General features: G+C 64.7%; 20 protein-coding genes. 10 read left to right on the top strand and 10 right to left on the bottom strand.

Annotated elements, in window-relative coordinates; translation table 11 throughout:
- Window positions 1–50: 50 nt before the first annotated feature.
- The 3 genes from gntA (at window position 51) to GGR39_RS11355 (ending at window position 2,041) form a co-directional block, all read left to right on the top strand.
- Window positions 51–770 carry a guanitoxin biosynthesis heme-dependent pre-guanitoxin N-hydroxylase GntA gene (gntA, locus tag GGR39_RS11365; protein WP_183617244.1) on the top strand — a complete coding sequence of 240 codons (720 nt, stop codon included), beginning with the start codon at window positions 51–53 and terminating at the stop codon, window positions 768–770.
- Entirely contained in the window at window positions 767–1,351 is a 585-nt protein-coding gene (locus GGR39_RS11360; protein ID WP_183617243.1) for a DUF1989 domain-containing protein, read from the top strand. The genes gntA and GGR39_RS11360 overlap by 4 nt, the downstream gene beginning before the upstream one ends.
- Window positions 1,352–1,594: 243 nt before the next feature.
- Window positions 1,595–2,041 (top strand): hypothetical protein, encoded by a 447-nt coding sequence (locus tag GGR39_RS11355; RefSeq protein ID WP_183617242.1) that lies wholly within the window; start codon window positions 1,595–1,597, stop codon window positions 2,039–2,041.
- A 30-nt stretch (window positions 2,042–2,071) separates the two neighbouring features.
- On the opposite strand, the gene GGR39_RS11350 is transcribed toward GGR39_RS11355, so the two are convergent.
- The 7 genes from GGR39_RS11350 to GGR39_RS11320 form a co-directional block, all read right to left on the bottom strand.
- On the bottom strand, window positions 2,072–2,518 hold the full coding sequence (locus tag GGR39_RS11350; RefSeq protein ID WP_183617241.1) for an NfeD family protein: 447 nt from the start codon (window positions 2,516–2,518) through the stop codon (window positions 2,072–2,074).
- The gene (locus GGR39_RS11345; protein WP_183617240.1) at window positions 2,518–3,525 is read right to left on the bottom strand and encodes an SPFH domain-containing protein; all 1,008 of its coding nucleotides are present in this window, start codon (window positions 3,523–3,525) and stop codon (window positions 2,518–2,520) included. Before GGR39_RS11345 ends, GGR39_RS11350 begins: the two co-directional genes overlap by 1 nt.
- Before the next feature lie 89 nt (window positions 3,526–3,614).
- Window positions 3,615–3,944 carry a hypothetical protein gene (locus GGR39_RS11340; RefSeq protein WP_183617239.1) on the bottom strand — a complete coding sequence of 110 codons (330 nt, stop codon included), beginning with the start codon at window positions 3,942–3,944 and terminating at the stop codon, window positions 3,615–3,617.
- Window positions 3,945–3,947: 3 nt separating this feature from the next.
- Window positions 3,948–4,835 carry a dienelactone hydrolase family protein gene (locus GGR39_RS11335; protein WP_183617238.1) on the bottom strand — a complete coding sequence of 296 codons (888 nt, stop codon included), beginning with the start codon at window positions 4,833–4,835 and terminating at the stop codon, window positions 3,948–3,950.
- 104 nt (window positions 4,836–4,939) lie between these two features.
- Complete coding sequence (locus tag GGR39_RS11330; protein WP_281374490.1) at window positions 4,940–6,139, bottom strand: BaiN/RdsA family NAD(P)/FAD-dependent oxidoreductase; 1,200 nt, start codon at window positions 6,137–6,139, stop codon at window positions 4,940–4,942.
- Window positions 6,132–7,031, bottom strand: a complete 900-nt coding sequence (locus GGR39_RS11325; protein ID WP_183617237.1) for an HpcH/HpaI aldolase/citrate lyase family protein — start codon at window positions 7,029–7,031, stop codon at window positions 6,132–6,134. Before GGR39_RS11325 ends, GGR39_RS11330 begins: the two co-directional genes overlap by 8 nt.
- A gap of 197 nt (window positions 7,032–7,228) precedes the next feature.
- Entirely contained in the window at window positions 7,229–7,441 is a 213-nt protein-coding gene (locus GGR39_RS11320; protein WP_058737060.1) for a hypothetical protein, read from the bottom strand.
- A 190-nt stretch (window positions 7,442–7,631) separates the two neighbouring features.
- On the opposite strand from GGR39_RS11320, the gene GGR39_RS11315 reads away from it, so the two are divergent.
- From GGR39_RS11315 to recQ, 7 genes are all read left to right on the top strand, one after another.
- Window positions 7,632–8,633 (top strand): ArsR/SmtB family transcription factor, encoded by a 1,002-nt coding sequence (locus tag GGR39_RS11315; RefSeq protein ID WP_183617236.1) that lies wholly within the window; start codon window positions 7,632–7,634, stop codon window positions 8,631–8,633.
- A complete protein-coding gene (gene metF, locus GGR39_RS11310) occupies window positions 8,633–9,556 on the top strand; it encodes a methylenetetrahydrofolate reductase [NAD(P)H] (protein WP_183617235.1) in 924 nt (307 codons plus the stop codon). The genes GGR39_RS11315 and metF overlap by 1 nt, the downstream gene beginning before the upstream one ends.
- Window positions 9,556–10,602 carry a homocysteine S-methyltransferase family protein gene (locus GGR39_RS11305; RefSeq protein WP_183617372.1) on the top strand — a complete coding sequence of 349 codons (1,047 nt, stop codon included), beginning with the start codon at window positions 9,556–9,558 and terminating at the stop codon, window positions 10,600–10,602. Before metF ends, GGR39_RS11305 begins: the two co-directional genes overlap by 1 nt.
- A 2-nt stretch (window positions 10,603–10,604) precedes the next feature.
- Window positions 10,605–11,123, top strand: a complete 519-nt coding sequence (locus tag GGR39_RS11300; RefSeq protein WP_183617234.1) for a GNAT family N-acetyltransferase — start codon at window positions 10,605–10,607, stop codon at window positions 11,121–11,123.
- A 16-nt stretch (window positions 11,124–11,139) separates the two neighbouring features.
- A complete protein-coding gene (gene metH, locus GGR39_RS11295) occupies window positions 11,140–13,770 on the top strand; it encodes a methionine synthase (protein WP_183617233.1) in 2,631 nt (876 codons plus the stop codon).
- Between the two features lie 25 nt (window positions 13,771–13,795).
- Window positions 13,796–14,374, top strand: coding sequence for an NUDIX hydrolase (locus GGR39_RS11290; protein ID WP_183617232.1), 579 nt, complete (start codon window positions 13,796–13,798; stop codon window positions 14,372–14,374).
- A gap of 143 nt (window positions 14,375–14,517) precedes the next feature.
- A complete protein-coding gene (gene recQ / locus GGR39_RS11285; protein WP_183617231.1) occupies window positions 14,518–16,296 on the top strand; it encodes a DNA helicase RecQ in 1,779 nt (592 codons plus the stop codon).
- A 24-nt stretch (window positions 16,297–16,320) separates the two neighbouring features.
- On the opposite strand, the gene GGR39_RS17425 is transcribed toward recQ, so the two are convergent.
- The 3 genes from GGR39_RS17425 to GGR39_RS11275 all read right to left on the bottom strand — a co-directional run bounded on the left by GGR39_RS17425 (window position 16,321) and on the right by GGR39_RS11275 (window position 20,183).
- Window positions 16,321–16,449 (bottom strand): hypothetical protein, encoded by a 129-nt coding sequence (locus GGR39_RS17425; protein ID WP_281374489.1) that lies wholly within the window; start codon window positions 16,447–16,449, stop codon window positions 16,321–16,323.
- A gap of 116 nt (window positions 16,450–16,565) precedes the next feature.
- Window positions 16,566–17,825 (bottom strand): sulfotransferase family protein, encoded by a 1,260-nt coding sequence (locus tag GGR39_RS11280; RefSeq protein ID WP_183617230.1) that lies wholly within the window; start codon window positions 17,823–17,825, stop codon window positions 16,566–16,568.
- 81 nt (window positions 17,826–17,906) lie between these two features.
- Window positions 17,907–20,183 (bottom strand): FdhF/YdeP family oxidoreductase, encoded by a 2,277-nt coding sequence (locus GGR39_RS11275; RefSeq protein WP_183617229.1) that lies wholly within the window; start codon window positions 20,181–20,183, stop codon window positions 17,907–17,909.
- Window positions 20,184–20,199 lie beyond the last annotated feature (16 nt).

The raw sequence follows: 20,199 nt of genomic DNA, 5'->3' as shown, positions 1-20,199 counted from the left end.
ATGCGCATGTCAGCGGATTGATCCCGCGTAAACTTGATTGATGTTAAGACATGACTTTGTTGTTGGAAGCGGGTGAGGAACAGCACTGGCGTGAGGCCTTCGAAGCGTTCGTAAAGGACAAGGCTTTTCCATGCGTCGGCGCGAAATCGGCCTTGGCACATGGTTCTTTGAAGACCGTGGTTTGCTGGTCGATCGACAGCGGATGGGACGATGTACGCATCCACCGCGAGCTGCTGGAATGGGCCTTCGACTATCGGGCCGAGCCGGGCCTGTTCCGCTCCATCGCGTTTGTCTTCGCCGGTTCGCAAGCATCGTCGGAAGAGGAGTTCGAGCAGGCGATGTGGGAACGCATCCAGTCGTTGAGCGACAAGGATGCCTGGCTGGAGCAGCCTTACGATTCGCGGGTCAGCAGCGATCCGGACAGTCCGCACTTCTCGCTCAGTTTTGGCGGAGAAGGATTTTTCGTCGTCGGCCTGCATCCCGAGGCGAGCCGCCCGGCGCGCCGCTTCGATCGTCCGGTTCTGGTGTTCAATCTGCACGACCAGTTCGAAACCCTGCGTGACGAGGGCAAGTACGAGACAATTCGCGAGACGATCATAAAGCGCGATGTGCAACTGGCCGGGTCGGTAAATCCGATGTTGGCGCGGCACGGCACCTCCAGCGAGGCCGCGCAGTACAGCGGCCGGCAAGTGCCCAGCACATGGCGTTGCCCTTTCAGCGATCCTCGCAGTGCCGCCCGTCCCCAAACCCAAACCGAGGCTGCGGAATGAGCGATCTGCGCATTCCGCCTCGCTCCGCCGCGGGATTTGAACTCAAGGCCGGGCAATTGCTGACGGTGATCGACCCGGAGGGCATCCAGGTGGCGGACCTTCTGGCGTACAGTCTAGCCGATCCGCGTGAAGTGATCAGCAACGGTCGCACGTTCGATTATGAGGAAACCATCCGGCTCACCACGGGAAACCGGCTGTGGTCCAACCGTTCGAATGTGCTGCTGACGATCGAGGCCGACACGGTGGGCTGCCATGACTTTCTGCTCACGCCCTGCAGCGAAGCGACATTCCGGCATTTCTATCCCGAACACCCCGTGCATCGCGGATGTTTCGGCAACCTGGCCGAGGCCCTCGCCCCATGGGGGATAGAGCCCGATGCGATACCCGTGGCGTTCAATTGCTTCATGAATGTGCCGGTAGATTCGGATGGCAAGGTCAGCGTTATCCCGCCGGTGAGCAAAGCGGGTGATTCGCTGTCGCTGCGCGCGCACCAGGACCTGATCATCGGGATCACCGCTTGCTCGGCCTATGCCAGTAACGGCGGCAGCTTCAAGCCGATCGACTATCGCATCGATAGCTGATCACGCGGTATCGTGCTGGTCTCACACCTTATTTTCCTACCCTTTCGAAAAAATGGCCGGTGTAGCGCACGCGCCGCACCGGCCTGAAGGTTAGGGACAGGCGAAAACGACACCCCATGACAGATGCCGTCTTCAAGGGGCTTGACCGTGGGGCCAAGCCGCGTATCAATCGCTAATGATAATCGTTCGCAAAAAAAAGTACTTTCTGCGGACGAGGCGGTGATGGCTTGAGGAGATGCTGAGATGTACCAATTTATTGATCGCGACCTGGACAGCCTCGATCCGGGATGTCGCTTTCTGGTGTGGTCGATGCGCGCGTGGGTGACCTCGATGGGTCAGCGCAATTGCCCGGCGCATGCACTGGCCCCGGCATTCGCAAAATGGCGGATGATCGGCGGGCTGCAGGCATTCCACCGCAGCATGTTGCTGTTCAATCGCGATGCCTTGGAGACGTTCGGCTTCTCGCCCCTGGCCTGCAATCGCGTGTCCGAGCATGAGGCGCTGATCATGGGCCTGATCGTCAGCATGCGCCAGCACGGCCCGCACTCCGCCCGCGCGACGCTGGAGATGATGGTTCAGGAAGAGGCCGTCGGCGACCTGCTGGGCACCTTGTCGACCGTCAGCGCGACGTTGATGGTGGCAGGCCTGTTTCCTGGCGATGCCGCAGCCACGCCGGAAACTCGACACTGAGCGGCGCGGGGGTGGCCGACACCCCGCCCTTCAGTCCATCGCCCCGACGAGAAGCGTCGCGCCGTCCACGCCGATGACCTTCAGCCCCGTCCCCGGCGCAGCGTCACTCCCTCGCGCGAGCCATTCGCTGTCACCCAGGCGCACGCGGCCCTCGCCGTTGACGATCGCCTGCGTGACCACCACGATTTGCCCAACCGCCCGCGCGCTGCGGTTGTTGAGGTGGGGGTCGGCGGAGACGATGGGATTCACGGCCAGGAAACGCCGCCCGGCAAATACCGCCACGATCGAAAGCACCGCGAACAGCATGATCTGCGCCGGCAATCCGATCGGAGCCACCCAGGTTATCAGCCCTGTCACCAGCGCCGCACCGGCCATCCAGATCAGAAACAGACCGGGGATCGCCATCTCGGCCACGGCCAGAATCAGCCCGAGCGCCAGCCACGCGTAATGCGGCTCCAGCGTTTCGAGCCAAGGCATCACTGTGACCCGCCCGGCGTGACGGGTGGCACGGTCGGCCGCCGAACCGGAGTGGCCGAAGGCTGCGTGGCGGGCTGCGGCGTCGATCCCGCGCCGGCCGGCCGGTCGGAAAGGGCCTCCCTCGCCAGTTCGCCGATGCCGCCCAGCGTACCGATCAGCTGCGTCGCCTCTACTGGGAACAGGATCGTCTTGGCGTTGGGCGAAGTCGCGAACTTGCCGACCGCCTCGGTGTACTTTTGCGCGATGAAGTAGTTGATCGCCTGCACGCCGGATTGGGCGATCGCATCGCTGACCATCTGGGTCGCCTTGGCTTCCGCCTCCGCCTCTCGCTCACGCGCTTCGGAATCGCGGAACGCGGCTTCGCGCCGCCCCTCGGCGGCCAGGATCTGCGCCTGCTTGGCGCCTTCGGCTCGCAGGATTTCAGAGGCACGGCGGCCTTCCGCCTCCAGGATTTCCGCACGCTTCTCACGCTCGGCCTTCATCTGGCGCGCCATAGCGTTCGAGATGTCGAGCGGCGGGCGGATGTCCTTGATCTCGACCCGCGTGATCTTGAGGCCCCAGGGCGCCGTGGCGTGATCCACCACGACCAGCAGGCGCGCGTTGATCTCGTCCCGCTTCGACAGAGTTTCGTCCAGGTCCATCGAGCCCATCACCGTGCGCAAGTTGGTGGTGGTCAGCGCCATGATCGCCGGATGCAGGCCATGCACCTCGTAGGCCGCCTTGCCCGCGTCCAGCACCTGGAAGAACACCACGGCATCCACGCCGACCATCGCGTTGTCCTTGGTGATGATCTCCTGCCCCGGGATATCCAGGACCTGCTCCATCATGTTCACCTTGTGGCCGACGCGATCGATGAAGGGGATGATCAGATGCAAGCCGGGCTGCGCGGCCAGCGTGAATCGGCCCAGCCTCTCGATAGTGTAGACATAGCCCTGGCGGACCACGCGCACGCCCATCATCAAGAACACCACCACGACCACGATCAGCGCGATGAGAAATCCGCCCATGGCTTCCCCCCTTTCCTGGCAAGAACCGGAAAAAGAGGGTACCCGACCAAGCGTTAACGACCAAGCCAAACCGCCCGGTCAGTTTCTGATCAGCTCGCCATCTGGCGCGCCGCCACCACGCTTTCCACGAAAGGCGCGAAACCCTTGGCGCCCGATGCCTTGTCCTTCATGTGGACGGTGATCGTCTCGCTCTGTTCGAACGCGGCGCGCACGATCGCCAACCGCTCTGCCAGTTCGATGCCCGCGCCCACGATCATGATGTCGATCGGCTGCAATGCCAGCATGAGCCGCACTTCATCCAGCGCGGTGGCGGTGTGCAGCGTCACCCCCTCGCACCGGACGCGCGCCTTGGTATCGTCGACGACATCCAGCAGCCGCCCAACGATCAGGACGTGACGCGGGCCCCCGCCATGCGCCATGCTTCAAAGCTTCCCGAAAAGGGCGAGCATGCGCTGCCAGGCACGGTCCGCCTCGACCGGATCGTACGCCGGGGAGTCCGGCACGCACCAACCATGATCGGCATTGTATACCTCGATCTCGGCCGGGCGCTTTGCGGCATCGGCCGCGCGGCGCAGCGTGTCCTTGTCGGTCGGCGCCTTGGCATCGTCATTACGGGCGATGGCGACCAAGTACCTCGCCTTCGTGCGTGAAAGCAAAAGGTGCGGACTGTCCGGATCGGGACCGACCAGACCGGCACCATGCAGCGAGGCCGCCGCCGCCACGCGCGCGGGCACGGCCGCGGCAGTACGGACGGTGAAAGGACCGCCCATGCAATAGCCATTCGAGCCGACGCCGCGGGCCTTGTCCACCGCCTGTTCGCCATCGAGGAAACCGACATAAGCGGCGGCATCGCGCGTCACCGCCTCCGCAGTCAGCGCTGCGCGCATCGGCCCGATCTTCGCTTGGCCTTCCGGCGTGCGATATTCAGCAAAGCTTTGCATCACCGGGGCCGGGCCGTTGCGATAGTACTGATTGACGCACAGTACCGCGTATCCGGCGGCGGCCAGGCGGCGGGCCATCACTTTCTTGGCCTCTCGCAAACCGGCGATATCCGGCCACATCACGATGCCGGGATGCGCCCCCTTGGCGGGATGGACGAAAAAGGCATCGGCCACGCCGTCCGTGGTGGTGATCTCAACCATACGTTCGGACAAGTCACCGGTCGTCGCACCAGAGGCGATGCCGCTGGCGCATCCGGAAAGCGCCGCTGCCGCACCGATCGCGGTGAAGCCACGACGGGTCAGTCCGGACCCGGCCTGAGGCTCAAACCCTTGCGGCGCGGTTCCCTGTCCCTCGTACTCATCGCACATATCAGGCCGACTCCGCTTTAACTTATGTTTCGTTAGCAATCGTAGCGACATGCTAACATGCGAGCCAGCAATAGCTTGACTGGGCTTGAAACGCGCGAAGGCCCTTACAGTGCCTGTGCCGCCGCGAACCCGCTGGCCCAGGCCCACTGAAAGTTGTAGCCGCCCAGCCACCCGGTTACGTCCACCGCCTCGCCAATAGCATAAAGCCCCGGTACTTTCACCGCCTCCATCGTCTTGGACGAAAGGCCCCGCGTATCGATGCCACCGGCGGTCACCTCGGCCTTGGCGAAGCCCTCGCTGCCATCGGGGGTGAAGCGCCAGTCACGCAAACGCTGTTCGGCTGCGGCCAGCGCCTTGTCGGACTGGCTGCCCAGGTCCCCTTCCACGGCCAGCCGCTGTGACAAGGCTTCCGCCAATCGGCCAGGCAGCGCGTCTTCCAGCACCCGGCGCAACGCAGCACGGGGCCGGGCGCGCTTGGCGGCCAGGAGCCATCCGCTTTCCCGGTCCGGCACGAAATCGATGCCCACATCCTCGCCACGGTGCCAATAGCTGGAGACTTGCAGGATCGCCGGGCCGGAAAGGCCGCGATGCGTGAACAACGCCGCCTCGGAAAAGCGCCCCTCGCCGCATCGGGCGATGACCGGGGTACTGACGCCGGAAAGCTCTCGAAACAAAGCTTCCCCAGGCGGCAGCTTCAGCGGCACCAGCGCCGGGCGGGGCTGCACCACCTTCAGGCCGAACTGCCGCGCCAGGTCGTAGGCGAAGCCGGTGGCCCCCATCTTGGGAATCGAAGGGCCGCCGGTCGCGATTACCAAGGCGGGCGCGCGAAACGATCCTTCGCGCAACGCGATCCGAAACAGGCCATCGGCATGGCTAACCTCGCCGATCGATGCATCGCACCGCAAATCGACGGCGCCCCGCGCGCACTCGTCGACCAGCATGGCAACGATCTGCCGGGCCGAGCCATCGCAAAACAACTGACCCAGCGTCTTTTCATGCCAAGCGATGCCATGCCGTTCGACAAGAGCCAGAAAGTCCTGCGCGGTGTAGCGGCTCAGGGCCGAGCGCGCGAAGTGCGGGTTTTCCGACAGATAGCGATCAGGAGCCGTGTGGATATTCGTGAAGTTGCAGCGGCCGCCGCCCGAGATCAGGATCTTGCGGCCCGGCTCCGGCGCATGATCTACCAGCAGCACTCGCTTGCCCCGCTGACCCGCCAGGGCCGCGCACATCAGTCCGGCCGCTCCGGCCCCCAGAATGATCGCGTCGAAGTCTGTCTCGCCTGATTGCGCGATGGGTTCAGCCAAGTCCGGCCTGCCTCAAAAGACGCTGCGCACGCGCGAGGTGAGGCCGATCGAGCATGCCGCCTTTCCAACCGATCGCACCGACGCCGGGATTGGCGGCAAACAGATCGACGATGACCTGGGCCTCCGCGACTTCGGCCTCGGTGGGGCTGAACGCCGCATTGATGATCGGCACTTGCGCGGGGTGGATCGCCAACATGCCGCGAAAGCCTGCCTTGCGCGTTGCTTGGGCGCGCTGCTGCAAGGCATCGAGATCGCGAAAATCGGCGCTGATGGTGTCGATCGGCGTGACGCCGGCCGACGCCGCGCCCAACAGGGTCAGGCTGCGCGCCAGTTCGAACGTGAAGGCATAGGAACCGTCGGCATTGGTGTTCGTGCTGGCGCCGATCGCATCCGCGAGATCTTCGGCGCCCCATGTCAGCGCGACCACCCGGGGCGCGCCTTTGTAATCCTGGGTGCGCGCCATCGCCTCCGCCGTTTCGGTGATGAGCACGATGACCCGCGTGGAGCCTTCCTCGATACCGTTCGCCACTTCCAGCGCGGAAAGGCTATGGTCGAGCCGCTGGACATCAGCCGGGCCGTAGACCTTGGGCAACATGATACCGCCGGGGCGCGCCGGCATCACCGAGGCCAGATCATACAGCGTGTGGGGGCCATCGAAGGGGTTGATGCGCACCCACAGCCGCTCACGATGTTCCGGATTACGGTGCAGGAATTCCGCCACCGTCGTGCGGGCGACGGCCTTGCCCTCCGGAGCAACCGCATCCTCAAGATCGAGCAGGACGATATCCGCCTCGCTCTTCACGGCTTTGACCATCTTGGATTCGCTGTCACCGGGCACGAACAGCCACGATCGGGCAGCGATCGGCTCATGCCGCGGGCGCTCGTGCCTCATGGTGTCCTGCAACTCCTTGGTGACTTGCTTGCGAACCGGGCATACGCGCCGTCTGGGCAAACAAAAACCCCTTCGCAAGCGAAGAGGCAAACGCTGCATCCGCAGCCTTCAAAAACCCTCGGCACAGGCCGATGGCTGGTAACTATAAAACGATCGGGGGCCGGCGCACGGCGTGCGCGCAGCGGCCCCCGGCCGGATTACATTGCCGCGTCGGTGGCAGCGCTCGACGCCATGCCGTCTTCGGCAGTCATCGCTTCGCTGGTCGCCATCGGATCAGCAGCCATGGTTTCTTCAGGCATCGTCTCGACGCTGTCGGTGGCGGCGTCGGTAGCGGGCGTTTCCGAGCTACCGCAAGCGGCGAGAGCCAGAGCGGCGGCCGACGCGAATGCGGCGTAAGCAATTTTCTTCATGCGAATCCCCTTGCATTGTTTGGCGCAAACGCCAACGCTTGCAGGCAAGCCTGCGGCGCACTCTTTAGCGGAGTGACTTGTGCAACGCAAACGAGAAGTATTCGCCCTGAAGGGCCGCGGTATTCCTGAGTTGCCAGATGCTTCGTAGGACCATTGCCAGCATATAAAGAATTCTTTATATGCGGTCGCAATGCGATTGGAACCGCTCCTCAAGGCTCTGGCCGATCCCACGCGATTGCGCATCATGCGCCTGCTCGCGCATATGGAGTTGGCCGTGGGCGAACTGGCCCAGGTGCTGGAGCAAAGCCAGCCGCGCGTCTCGCGCCACATCCGCATCCTTTGCAGCGCCGGCCTGGCCGAACGCCGCAAGGAAGGCAGCTGGGTGTTCCTGCGCGCCGCCATTTCGGAAAACGGCTCCCTCCCCCTCGCCGCAGCCACCGCCCGTCTGCTGAACGTTTCGGAAAGCGATGATCCCGCCTTCGCCGCGCGTTGCGCAGAAGACCGGCGGCACTTGGCGGCGATTCGTGCGGGTCGCCAAGCCAGTGCCGAGGCTTACTTCGCCCGCCACGCCGGGGAATGGGATACCCTGCGCTCGCTGCATAGTCCGGATCGACCGGTGGAGCAGGCCTTGGGCGCATTGCTGGGCGATGGCCCGCTAGGCGCGCTGCTGGATGTCGGCACGGGTACCGGCCGCATGGCCGAGTTGTTCGCCCCTCGCGCCAGCCGAGTCACCGGTGTGGACAAGAGCCCCGAAATGCTGCGCGCCGCGCGGGCCCGGCTGGACAAACTGCCTTCTGACTCGGTGGAACTGGTGCAGGGTGATTTCACCGCGCTGCCGTTTGGCGGCGCCGGGTTCGACACCGTGCTGTTCCATCAGGTGCTGCATTACGCGCAGGACCCCGCCGCGGTGCTGGCAGAGGCTGCGCGTGTCACCCAAACCGGCGGAAGGCTGGCGATCGTGGACTTCGCCGCCCACGATCGCGAAGAACTGCGCGAACGTCACGCCCACGCCCGACTGGGCTTTACGGATGAGCAGATGATCGGCTGGCTGGAGGATGCGGGCTTCGCATCCGAGGCGGTACGCGCGCTACCCGGCCAGCCGCTGACGGTGAAGATCTGGACGGCGTGCAAGACCGAGAGCGCTCCGGCTCCTGCTACCGATGAAATGCAATTCGAACGGGAAGAGGGATGATGACCGACGTGATCGAGGCCGAACGGTCTGCCAATCCTGCCGCGAACGCTTCTCCCTATTCGGATCTGCCGGGCGATATCGCCGTCTCGTTCGAGTTCTTTCCGCCCAAGACGGAGAAGATGGACTCGCAGCTTTGGGAAGCGATCGGTGACCTCGCCCCGCTGGTGCCCAGCTTCGTGTCGGTAACCTATGGCGCAGGCGGCTCGACGCGCGAACGCACCCACGCCACCGTGTCCCGGATCGTGCGCGAGACAAACCTGAAGCCGGCCGCCCACCTGACATGCGTTGCCGCCAGCAAGGGCGAGATCGGTGAGATCGCCGATCAGTATTGGGACGCAGGCGTGCGCCATATCGTCGCCCTGCGCGGCGATCCCCCTCCGGCTGACGGCGGTCGCTTCGTGCCGCATCCGGATGGCTATGCCAGCGCGGCCGAACTGGTCGCGGGTTTGAAGGCGCGGCACGATTTCGAGATTTCGGTGGCCGCTTATCCCGAAGTCCACCCCGAGGCCGCCAGCGCCGCGCATGATCTCGACAACCTGAAGCGCAAGCTGGATGCCGGTGCCAGCCGGGCGATCACGCAGTTCTTCTATTCGACCGACGCTTATTTCCGTTTTCTGGACAAGGCGCTGGCCGCCGGGATCGATGCGCCGATCCTGCCGGGCATCATGCCCGTCACCAACTTCGCCGCGATCCGTCGCATGTCCGGCAATACCGAGATCCCGCCCGCCTTGGAGACATTGTTTGAAGGCCTGGAAGACCGCCCCGGCCCTCGCGCACTGGTGGCCGCCGTGGCTGCGGCGGACTTGTGCCGCCGACTTTACGATGGCGGCGTGCGAAACTTCCACTTCTACACGCTCAACCGCGCCGAGCAGACGTACGCTGTCTGCCAGCTGCTGGGCGTGCGCCCCACGGAGAACGCATGATGACCGCGCGCGAGCAGTTCCTGGCCGAGGCGGCCAAGCGCATCCTGATAACCGATGGCGCATTCGGCACCGAGATCCAGAACTGGAAACTGGCCGAGGCGGACTATGCCGGGGCGCTTGGCCTCAGCCACGACCAGAAGGGCAACAACGACATTCTGGCGCTGACCAAGCCGGAAGTGCCCGAGGCGATCCACCGCGCTTACTTCGAGGCGGGTGCAGACATCGCCGAAACCAACACGTTCAGCGCCAACCGCATCAGCCAGGCCGACTACGGCGCCGAGCATCTGGTGCGTGAGATCAACGTGGAAAGCGCGAAACTGGCGCGCAAGCTGGCCGACGAATATGCGGCGAAAGATGGCCGCCCGCGCTTCGTCGCCGGGGCGATCGGGCCGACCAACAAGACGCTCTCGCTCAGCCCCGACGTCAACGATCCCGGCTATCGTGAGATTGACTGGGACACGCTGGTCGACGTCTACCTGGAACAGGCCCGCGCGCTGGTGGAGGGCGGGGCCGACTTCATCCTGATCGAGACGGTGTTCGACACGCTGAACGCAAAGGCCGGGATCATGGCGGTCCGCAAGCTGGAAGCGGAGCTTGGCCGGGAAGTGCCGATCATGCTGTCGATGACGTTGACCGACCTCTCGGGCCGCAACCTGTCTGGCCACACCGTCGAGGCATTCTGGCACGCGGTGCGCCATGCCAAGCCGCTGACCATCGGCCTCAACTGCTCGTTCGGCGCGACCCAGCTGCGCCCGCACGTCAAGACGCTGGCCGAGACCGCCGACACGCTGATCATGATCTACCCCAACGCCGGCCTGCCCAACGAACTGGGCGCCTACGACGAGATGCCGGACACCACCGCCGGCTTCGTCGCCGAGTGGGCGATCGCGGGCCAGGTTAACGTATTGGGCGGCTGCTGCGGCTCGACCCCGGCGCACATTGCGGCGATGGCCAAGGCGGTGGCGGGCCTGCCCGCGCGCCAGTTGCCCGAGCTGGAGCCGGTTACGCGGCTGGCCGGGCTCGAACCGTTCATCATGGCCGCCTGAACTTGGCCGATACGCCTGTCTGGACCGTCCGGCCCGCCGGACCTGACGACGCGAGCGCCTTGGCGCTCGTGGGCGCGGCGACGTTTCTGGAGACCTTTGCCGGGGCGATCGATGGCTCGGCAATCCTGGGACATTGTGCCGCGAACCACACGACGCAGGGTTATACAGACTTGTTCGCGAAGGGCGCGCAGGCTTGGCTGGGCCAAGCTAAAGGTGGCGCACCGATCGGTTACGCCCTGATCGCCCAGCCGGACCTCGACGCAGCCCTGCCTGGCGATATCGAGCTGAAGCGCATCTATTCCCTGTCCCGCTTTCACGGCAGCGGCCTTGGCGGTGCATTGATGGCCGCAGCAGTCGCGGGAGCAGCCGGGCACGGCCGCCTGCTGCTCGGCGTCAAGGCCGACAATCACCGTGCCATCGCCTTCTACCGCAAGCAGGGCTTTGAGCCTATCGCCACGCGCCAGTTCAACGTCGGCGGCATGCTCTACGACGATCTCGTGCTCGCCCGCCCTCTCGCCTGACCAGACCGGAACCTGAATGACCACGCCCACCCCTGCCATCTCCGGCGCCCGTTTCGTCAACATCGGCGAGCGCACCAACGTCACCGGCTCGGCGAGGTTCAAGAAGCTGATCATGGCGGGCGACTACCCCGCCGCCGTCGAAGTCGCGCGCCAGCAGGTGGAGAACGGCGCGCAGGTGATCGACGTCAACATGGACGAGGGCCTGCTCGACGCTGTCGAGGCGATGACCACCTATCTCAAGCTGATCGCTGCCGAGCCGGATATCGCGCGAGTGCCGGTGATGATCGACAGCTCGAAATGGGAAGTGATCGAGGCGGGCCTGAAGTGCGTTTCCGGCAAGCCGATCGTCAACTCGATCAGCATGAAGGAAGGCGAAGCACCGTTCCTTGAGTATGCGCGCAAGTGCATGGATTACGGCGCCGCCGTTGTTGTCATGGCGTTCGACGAGGTTGGCCAGGCCGACACGAAGGAGCGCAAGATCGAGATCTGCGAGCGCGCTTACAAGCTGCTCACCGGCATCGGCTTTCCCCCTGAAGACATCATCTTCGACCCCAACGTCTTCGCCGTCGCCACCGGGATCGAGGAGCACAACAACTACGGCGTCGACTTCATCGAGGCGGTGAAGGTGATCCGCGAGCGTTGCCCGCATGTCCACTTCTCGGGCGGGCTTTCCAACTTGTCGTTCTCGTTCCGCGGCAACGAGCCGGTGCGCCGGGCGATGCACTCGATCTTCCTATATCACGCGATCCCCGCCGGGCTCGACATGGCGATCGTCAACGCCGGCCAGCTCGACGTCTACGACCAGATCGACCCCGAATTGCGCGAGGCTTGCGAGGACGTGATCCTCAACCGTCCGGCCCGCAGCGCCGACGAAACGCCGACCGAACGCCTTGTCACCCTGGCCGAGAAGTTTCGCGGTACCGATGCTGTGGCTGAGAAGCAGGCCGAGGAATGGCGCGGGTGGGAAGTCACCAAGCGGATCGAGCATGCGCTGGTGCGCGGCATCGATGCCTATGTGGTCGACGATACCGAGGAAGCCCGCGTCGCGATCGCCGCGCGCGGTGGCCGCCCGATCGAAGTGATCGAAGGTCCGCTGATGGACGGCATGAACGTGGTCGGCGATCTGTTCGGGTCCGGCAAGATGTTCCTGCCGCAAGTGGTGAAATCCGCGCGCGTGATGAAGAAGGCGGTCGCCCACCTGATCCCCTTCATCGAGGCGGAAAAACTGCCCGGCGCGAAGGCGAAGGGCCGGATCATCATGGCCACCGTCAAGGGCGACGTGCACGATATCGGCAAGAACATCGTCGGCGTGGTTCTGCAGTGCAACGGCTACGAAGTGATCGATCTGGGCGTCATGGTCCCTTGGTCCAAGATCCTGGAGTCCGCGAACGAGAACGATGCGGACATCATCGGCCTGTCCGGCCTGATCACCCCCTCGCTGGACGAGATGGTGACCGTGGCGGAGGAGATGCAGCGTTCGGAGATGACGATCCCGCTGCTGATCGGTGGCGCCACCACCAGCAAGGTGCACACCGCACTCCGGATCGATCCGGCCTACAAGGGCCCGGTGATCCATGTGCTGGACGCCAGCCGCGCGGTCGGCGTCGCCTCTCAGCTGTTGTCCGACACGCAGCGCGACCCCTACGTCTCATCGGTCTCGATCGACTACGCCAAGGTCCGCGAAGCGCGTGAGGGCAAGGGGCAAAGCGACCTTCTCTCCCTGGCGGACGCGCGGGCCAATGCCTACCAGCCCGACTTCGCCGACAAGTCCGCCGCCCCCGCGCAGCCCGGGGTGCATGTGTTCGACGATTGGGATCTCGCCGATCTGATCGAGACGTTCGACTGGACGCCGTTCTTCCGCGCCTGGGAACTGGCCGGCACGTATCCCGCGATCCTGACGGACGAGGTGGTGGGTGAAAGCGCATCGGGCCTCTACGCCGATGCCCGGGCGATGCTGGACAAGATCGTTGCCGAAAAATGGCTGACCGCGCGCGGTGTGTGCGGCTTCTGGCAGTGTCGGCGCGAAGGGGACGACGTTGTCCTGCCCGCTGAGGACATCCGCTTGCCGTTTCTGCGCCAGCAGTTCAAGAAATCACGCGGCCGCGCCAACTTCTGCCTGGCGGACTTCATCGATCCCGCCGGTGACTGGCTGGGAGGTTTCGCGGTCGGCATCCACGGTATCGAGCCGCATCTGGCGCGGTTCCAGGCCGTCCATGACGACTATTCCGATATCCTGCTCAAAGCCCTGGCCGACCGCTTCGCCGAAGCCTTCGCCGAGCGCCTCCACCAGCATGTGCGTACCACCTTGTGGGGCTATGCGCCAGGCGAGCAGCTTACCAACGTGGCGCTGATCCGCGAAGAATATCGCGGCATCCGACCCGCGCCGGGCTATCCGGCATGCCCGGATCACTCGTTGAAACCCGTGCTGTTCGACTTGCTGAACGCGCAGGAGAACGCCGGCATCACGCTGACCGAAAGCCAGGCGATGCTGCCCACTTCGGCCGTCTCGGGCTTCTACTTCGCCCATCCGGAAAGCCAGTATTTCGGTGTCGCCCGCATTGGCCGCGACCAGGTGGAGGACTATGCCGCACGGCGCGGAGTGGACCTGCCCATCGCGGAACGCTGGCTACGCCCGAACCTCGACTAGAGCCTCTCCGTTCGTGAGGGACGCCATGACCACGCCCACCCCTGCCGCCAGGATCGTCAGCCGCGAGGTGGTGTTCCAAGGCTGGTACACGTTCCTGCGGCTTATGGTCGAAATGCCCGACGGCGCGGTGGTGGACCGCGAACTGCTTCATCGCGGATCGGCGGTCGCGGTCCTGCCTTATGACCCGGTACGCCGCGTGGCGATGCTGATCACCCAGCCCCGCCCCGGCGCGCTGTTCCATGGCGTGCCCAGCCCTTACGAAGCGATCGCGGGCAGCCTCGACGGTGCGGACCCGGCGACCCGCATCGTGCCTGAGGCGATGGAGGAAGGCGGCTTGCGGCTCGGCCGCCTCGAGCCGATCACGAACATGTGGTCGATGGTGCCGGTGTCCACCGAACGGGTCCAGCTTTACCTGACCGCGTACGAGGCGGCGGACGTGATCGGTCCGGGCGGCGGCGCGGAGGGTGAACACGAGAATATCCTGGTCCACGAGATCGGGTTGGACGACCTTCGCGATCTCGCCATGTCCGGCGCGCTAGAGGACGCCAAGACGCTGATCCTGGCGCAGGCCCTGCTGTTGCGGCATCCGGAGTTGTGGCGCTGATCGGAAGGACTTTCCTACAACGTACCAAATCGGTACTTTGGGCATCGTTCTTTCTCATCGTGCAATCAAACATCGAATAGGCCCGTCTCGCCAGGTCCACCCCTCGCAATGGCGGACCGGAACATGCTAGACGCGGGCCGCACATGTTAGATACCGCTCCGCCTGAAGCCCTCACCGCCCTGCACGACACCTTCGGTTTCCCCGCCTTTCGCGGCGTGCAGGAGCATGTTGTCGCCCGCGTCTTGGAAGGCCGGTCGACCCTGACGATCATGCCCACCGGGGCGGGCAAGTCTCTGACGTACCAGCTGCCCGCCGTGATGCTGCGCGGCACTTGCGTGGTGGTCTCGCCGCTGATCGCGCTGATGCACGATCAGCTGCGCAGCGCGACGGCGAACGGCATCCGCGCGGCGACACTTACCAGTGCCGATACCGACCGCATGGCGACGATGGATGCGTTCCGTGCGGGCGAGCTGGACCTGCTGTACGTCGCGCCCGAACGCGCCAGCCAGCAGCACTTCCGTGATCTGCTTTCCAGCGCGCCGGTTTCATTGTTCGCGATCGACGAGGCCCACTGCGTATCGGAATGGGGCCACGATTTCCGCCCCGACTATCGCCTGCTGCGCCCGCTGCTGGATGCGTTCCCGGACGTGCCGCGCCTCGCCCTTACCGCCACGGCGGACCAGCACACCCGCGCCGATATCCTGGCGCAGCTGGGCATCGCCGACGACGGCCTGATCGTCGCCGGGTTCGATCGGCCCAACATCCGCTATGCCATCCGCCCGCGTGACAGCCTGCAGCGCCAGCTCAAGGCGATCCTGGATGAGAACCCCGGCCCCGGCATCATCTACGCCCCCACCCGCGCCAAGGTGGAGCAACTGGCCGAGGCCCTAGGCGCGTCCGGCCGTCGTGTGTTGCCCTACCACGCCGGATTGGACCCGGCGATCCGTGCGCGCAACCAGGCGGCGTTCGTCGCGTCCGAGGATATGGTGATGGTGGCGACGGTCGCCTTCGGCATGGGCATCGACAAGCCCGACGTGCGCTTCGTCGCCCACGCCGGTATCCCCAAGTCGATCGAGGGCTATTACCAGGAAACCGGGCGTGCCGGGCGGGATGGTGATCCGGCGGTGGCGGTGATGCTTTGGGGCGCGGAAGATTTCGCCCGCGCCCGCCAGCGCCTGGCCGAAGTGGAAGACCATCGCCGCGCGTCCGAACGCCAGCGCCTGGATGCACTGGCCGGCCTGGTGGAGACCGCGCAGTGTCGCCGCGCGATCTTGCTGCGCCACTTTGGCGAGCATCCCCCGGAAACCTGCGGCAACTGCGACAATTGCCTGGAGCCGGTGGGCGTCACCGATGCCACGCAACTGGCCCGCAAGCTGCTATCCGCCGTCTATCGCACCGGGCAGAGCTTTGGGCTGGGGCATCTGGAAAAAGTGCTGACGGGCCAGGGCGATGATCGCATCACCCAGCGCGGGCATGACCAGCTTTCCGTGTTCGGTATCGTCACCGCGCAGGAAGCGCCGATGCTGAAGTCCATTGCGCGGGCATTGCAGGCGCGCGGCAGCCTGGTGCCGACCGAGCATGGCGGTCTGGCACTGGGCGGAAACGCGCGCGAAATCCTGAAGGGCGAAGCGGCGGTGGAGGTCGTCGTCGCTCCACCTCGAGAGCGGCGGCGCGGCAAGCAGCGAGGGGCCACGCTCAACCCCGTGGACGATCCGCTGTTCCAGGCACTTCGGGAGTGTCGCCGCGAGCTTGCCCACGAGCAAGGCGTGCCGCCCTATGTCATTTTCCATGACGCCACGCTGCGCGACATGGCGGCGGCGCGGCCTGGCACTCTGGAAGAGATGGGACGCACCTCCGGCGTGGGTTCACGCAAGCTGGACGCTTACGGGGAGGCGTTCCTGGCCGTGATCCGACGGCACTGACGCTGGATCACGGCATTGTGGTGGTTATTGATAGCCGCCTTCGTCTTCACGCTCTTCGGCGGCGTCCTCCTGTGCCTTTTCCAGTGCGTCCGGGTTTTGATCCGGCGCGTCTTCGTTCTTGTCTGTGGGCTTGGGATCGTTGGGATTTGCCATGATCGGTCTCCTCTACACGGTGCGACTATGGAAGCGGATCGCGAGGCAGGCGGTTCCTGGCTCTTGAGGGCAATCGCGCGGATAACGCGGCCGATGCGTACTAGCCCGACGCCCCGTCACGCTGCCAGTTCCGCCTCTACCGGCGATGCCATAGCCGCAGTGATCCGTGCTTCGGTAAGTCCGAAGTCGGCGATATCGTAGCGGTGACGACCCAGCTTGCGGTGGCTGCGCTTGTCCATGAAACGCGCCATCGCTCGCTCCGTGTGCGCATCGAAGGAGAGGTCCAGCATGCGGTAGACGCGCCGCATCTGCCCGCGCCAATCCTCGCGCATCGCGCCAAACGCGACATCGACACTTGGCCGGTCGTGCGCAGCGCGCGCCTGCGCTGTCCGCCGCTGGCGTAGCGAGACTTTATGCAGCCATTCGTCGCCGATCCAGCCGGCATCCACCTTGCGGGATTGCACCGCCATCTGGTTGCGCACCAGGGACGCGGATGAGCCGACGACTTGCACCGGATCGCGATCAAGCACCACCAGCCGGGCATCGGGAAAGGCATGCAGCACCGCCTCAAGGTCCTGGCTGAACTGGGGCAGTTTCAAGATCCACGGTCGATCTCGCTTGTCCCTACGCAACCACTTGATCGTCTGGAGATGGCGCCGAAACTCGGCATAGATCGGCCTGCTATCGAGATGCTCGGCATGGCGGGCGAAGCTGGGAATGCGCCATTGCGCTTCAAATGCCGCGCCATACAGGCCCAGATTGTGCAGCCCGATTTCCTCGTCCGCCTGTCGCGAGCGGACCGGGTGGATGACGTTGAAGCGCGGGTTCAGCCACCGGGCGATCCGCAAGGCAAGCCAGCCGCGCATCCGCCGATCGTCTAGCGGCGACCAGTTCCAGCGCGGCACCGGGTTCCAGCTTTCGTAGAAGCGGGTGAAGGCAAGGCGCTTGTCACACGCAAGGAGGCGCTGCATCCGCGTGCTGCCAGACCGCATCTGGCCAACGATGATGATCGGCGCAACAAGCGGCACGTCCGCAATTCCCGGGTAGCGCCGCCACATCGCCTCCGCCCGCGCGCGTCCCGCCAACGCCGCGACAAGCTGGCCATAAGCGATCGTCGTGCCCAGCGGCGTGAGGTCGGCTTCCTGATCGAGAGCGCAGGTCAGCCGATCCAGGCGATCGCGCCAGCCATCGTCATCCCCGAAATCGGCCAAACCGCTTGTTTGGCGCGCGGCGCGGATCAGCGCCTGGGGTTCGAGCTGCGGCTTGGAAAACCAGCCTTTGCCCCATGCCCGCGCCAGCGCTTCATTCACAACCCTGAGGCGGGGATTCTCTTCAGAGATATCGGCGGCGCTGTTGCGCTGGGCGATCGGAACCATGGCAAGATAACCCGCGGCCCGGCCCAAAGTGCCGGGATAACTGGATTTTTGTCTGGGCTGCGATCATCGGCATAGCGTGTCTCATGCCACGATACGCACCGGCACGCCCTTGGCTGCCGGAACCTGCGATGCCTCGTCATGATACCATACCGGGATCAGCGGATTCATCTCCGGATAGTACGCCCCGATGCAACCGCGCGGCAGCAGGAACGGCATCACCGTAAGCCCGCCGACTTGACGGTGCACGTCGTCACCGGCATCGGTTTTCAGCGCGATGACCTGCCCTTCCCGTAGGCCCGCCTCGGCAATGTCCTTAGGGTTCATCAGGACCACATCGCGCGTGCCTTCAACGCCGCGCAGACGGTCGGAGTAGCCATAGATCGTGGTGTTGAACTGATCGTTGGAGCGCAAGGTGATAAGCCGGAAACGCCCCGGCGCATCGTCGAACCCGATCGAGCGCATGCCGTTGGGAACGGTGAATTGCGCCTTGCCGCTCTTGGTCTTCCACACGCGTTCGCGCGCGGCGTTGCCCTTGTAGAAGCCACCGGGGGTGAAGACGCGATCGTTGAAATCATGGAACAGATCGGGGTAGGTTTCGGCGATGGCATCGCGGATCGTGGCGTAATCACCCACCCAGCGATCCCATGGCACTTTGGCGTTCGGGGCCAGCGTCGCCTTTGCCATTCCGGCGACGATGGCCACCTCTGACTTCAAATGGCGCGAGGCAGGCGTGTTCTTGCCCAGTGAGCCGTGGACGCAGGATAGTGAATCCTCCATCGTCACGGCTTGCGCGCCACCTGCCTGCATGTCCGTTTCGGATCGGCCCAGGCACGGCAGCAGATAGGCGACTTCGCCATTGATCAAGTGGCTGCGATTGAGCTTGGTGGCGATCTGCACTGTCAGGCGCATCTTCACCCAAGCCTCTTCCATCGCCGCCTGCTCGGGGATCGCGCGCACGAAGTTACCGCCCAGGCCGATGAAGGCCTTGACCTTGCCCTCAAGAATCCCCTGGCACGCGGCCACGGTGTTCAGGCCATGATCGCGCGGCGGCGCAAAACCGTACTGGTCCGCCAGCTTGTCCAGCGGGACGAGTTCGGGCTTTTCGGAAATGCCGACCGTGCGCTGGCCCTGCACGTTCGAGTGGCCCCGCACCGGGGAAATGCCAGCGCCTTGCCGCCCGATATTGCCGCGCAACAGCCACAGGTTCGTCAGCGTGGTCAGGTTGTGGAAGCCGTGGACGTGCTGCGTCAGCCCCATGCCGTACATGCAGATCGCCTTCTCGGATTCGACGTAGATCTGCGCCGCTTCCTCGATATCGGCGCGAGACAATCCGCTTTCCGCCTCGATCTGATCCCAGCTGGTGGCGTCGGCGTGCGCCTTCATCTCTTCGAAGCCGGCGGTGTGCTGGGCGATGAAGTCCATATCCAGCACGTGCTGCTGGTCCTTCGCCCATTTGGCCTCCTCTGCCGCCAGGACGTGCTTGATCATGCCGGTGATCGCCGCGATGTCTCCTCCCGCCTTTACCTGCAGGTAGAGCGTCGAAATCTTCGTCGATTTCGGCGTCAGCATCTCCACCGGGCTCTGCGGATTCTTAAACGAAACCAGACCTGTCTCCCGGATCGGGTTGAAGGTCACGATGCGGCAGCCGCGCTTCACCGCCTCCTGCAGCGGATGCAGCAGGCGCGGGCTGTTGGTGCCGGGGTTTTGCCCGAAGAAGAAGATCGCGTCGCAATGTTCCAGATCGTCCAGCACGCAGGTGCCAACCGGCGATCCGATCACTTCCTTCAGCGCCACCGAGGTCGTCTCGTGGCACATGTTGGAGCTATCGGGCAGATTGTTATGCCCGTACAGCCGCGCGAACAAGGCGTAGAGGTAACTCGTTTCCAGGCTGGCCCGGCCCGAGGAATAGAACACGGTAGACCCGGGATCGAGCGCCTTCAGCTCCGTCCCGATCGCGGTGAACGCCTCTTCCCACGAACACGGCACGTATTTGTCAGTGGCGGAGTCATAGCGCATCGGCTGGGTTAGCCTGCCGGTCTGTTCCAGATCGTAGTCTTTCCAGCCTTTCAGCTCGGTCACCGTATGCTGGGCGAAGAAATCGGGCGTGCAGCGAAGCGTCGTCAGTTCCCACAAGGTCGCCTTGGCGCCGTTCTCGCAGAATTCGAACGCGTGAGGTTTGGCAGGCTTGCCCCATGCGCAGGACACGCACATGAACCCTTCGACCTTGTTCTGGCGGCGAAGGGTATCCAGCACCCCGGGTCGCGGACGTTCGCGCAGCGCGGTCTCGAAAATGCCGCGCATCGATCCCCAGCCGCCTTCGCTTCCGGTATAGTGCACCGTGTCGTCTTCGTCGGCCATGGATATTCCTCGCTGC

The organism is Novosphingobium fluoreni (assembly GCF_014196615.1).
GTDB classification, from domain to species: Bacteria; Pseudomonadota; Alphaproteobacteria; order Sphingomonadales; family Sphingomonadaceae; genus Novosphingobium; species Novosphingobium fluoreni.
Note: the sequence above shows the minus strand (reverse complement) of the source record. Positions and strands in the feature narration are given on the sequence as shown.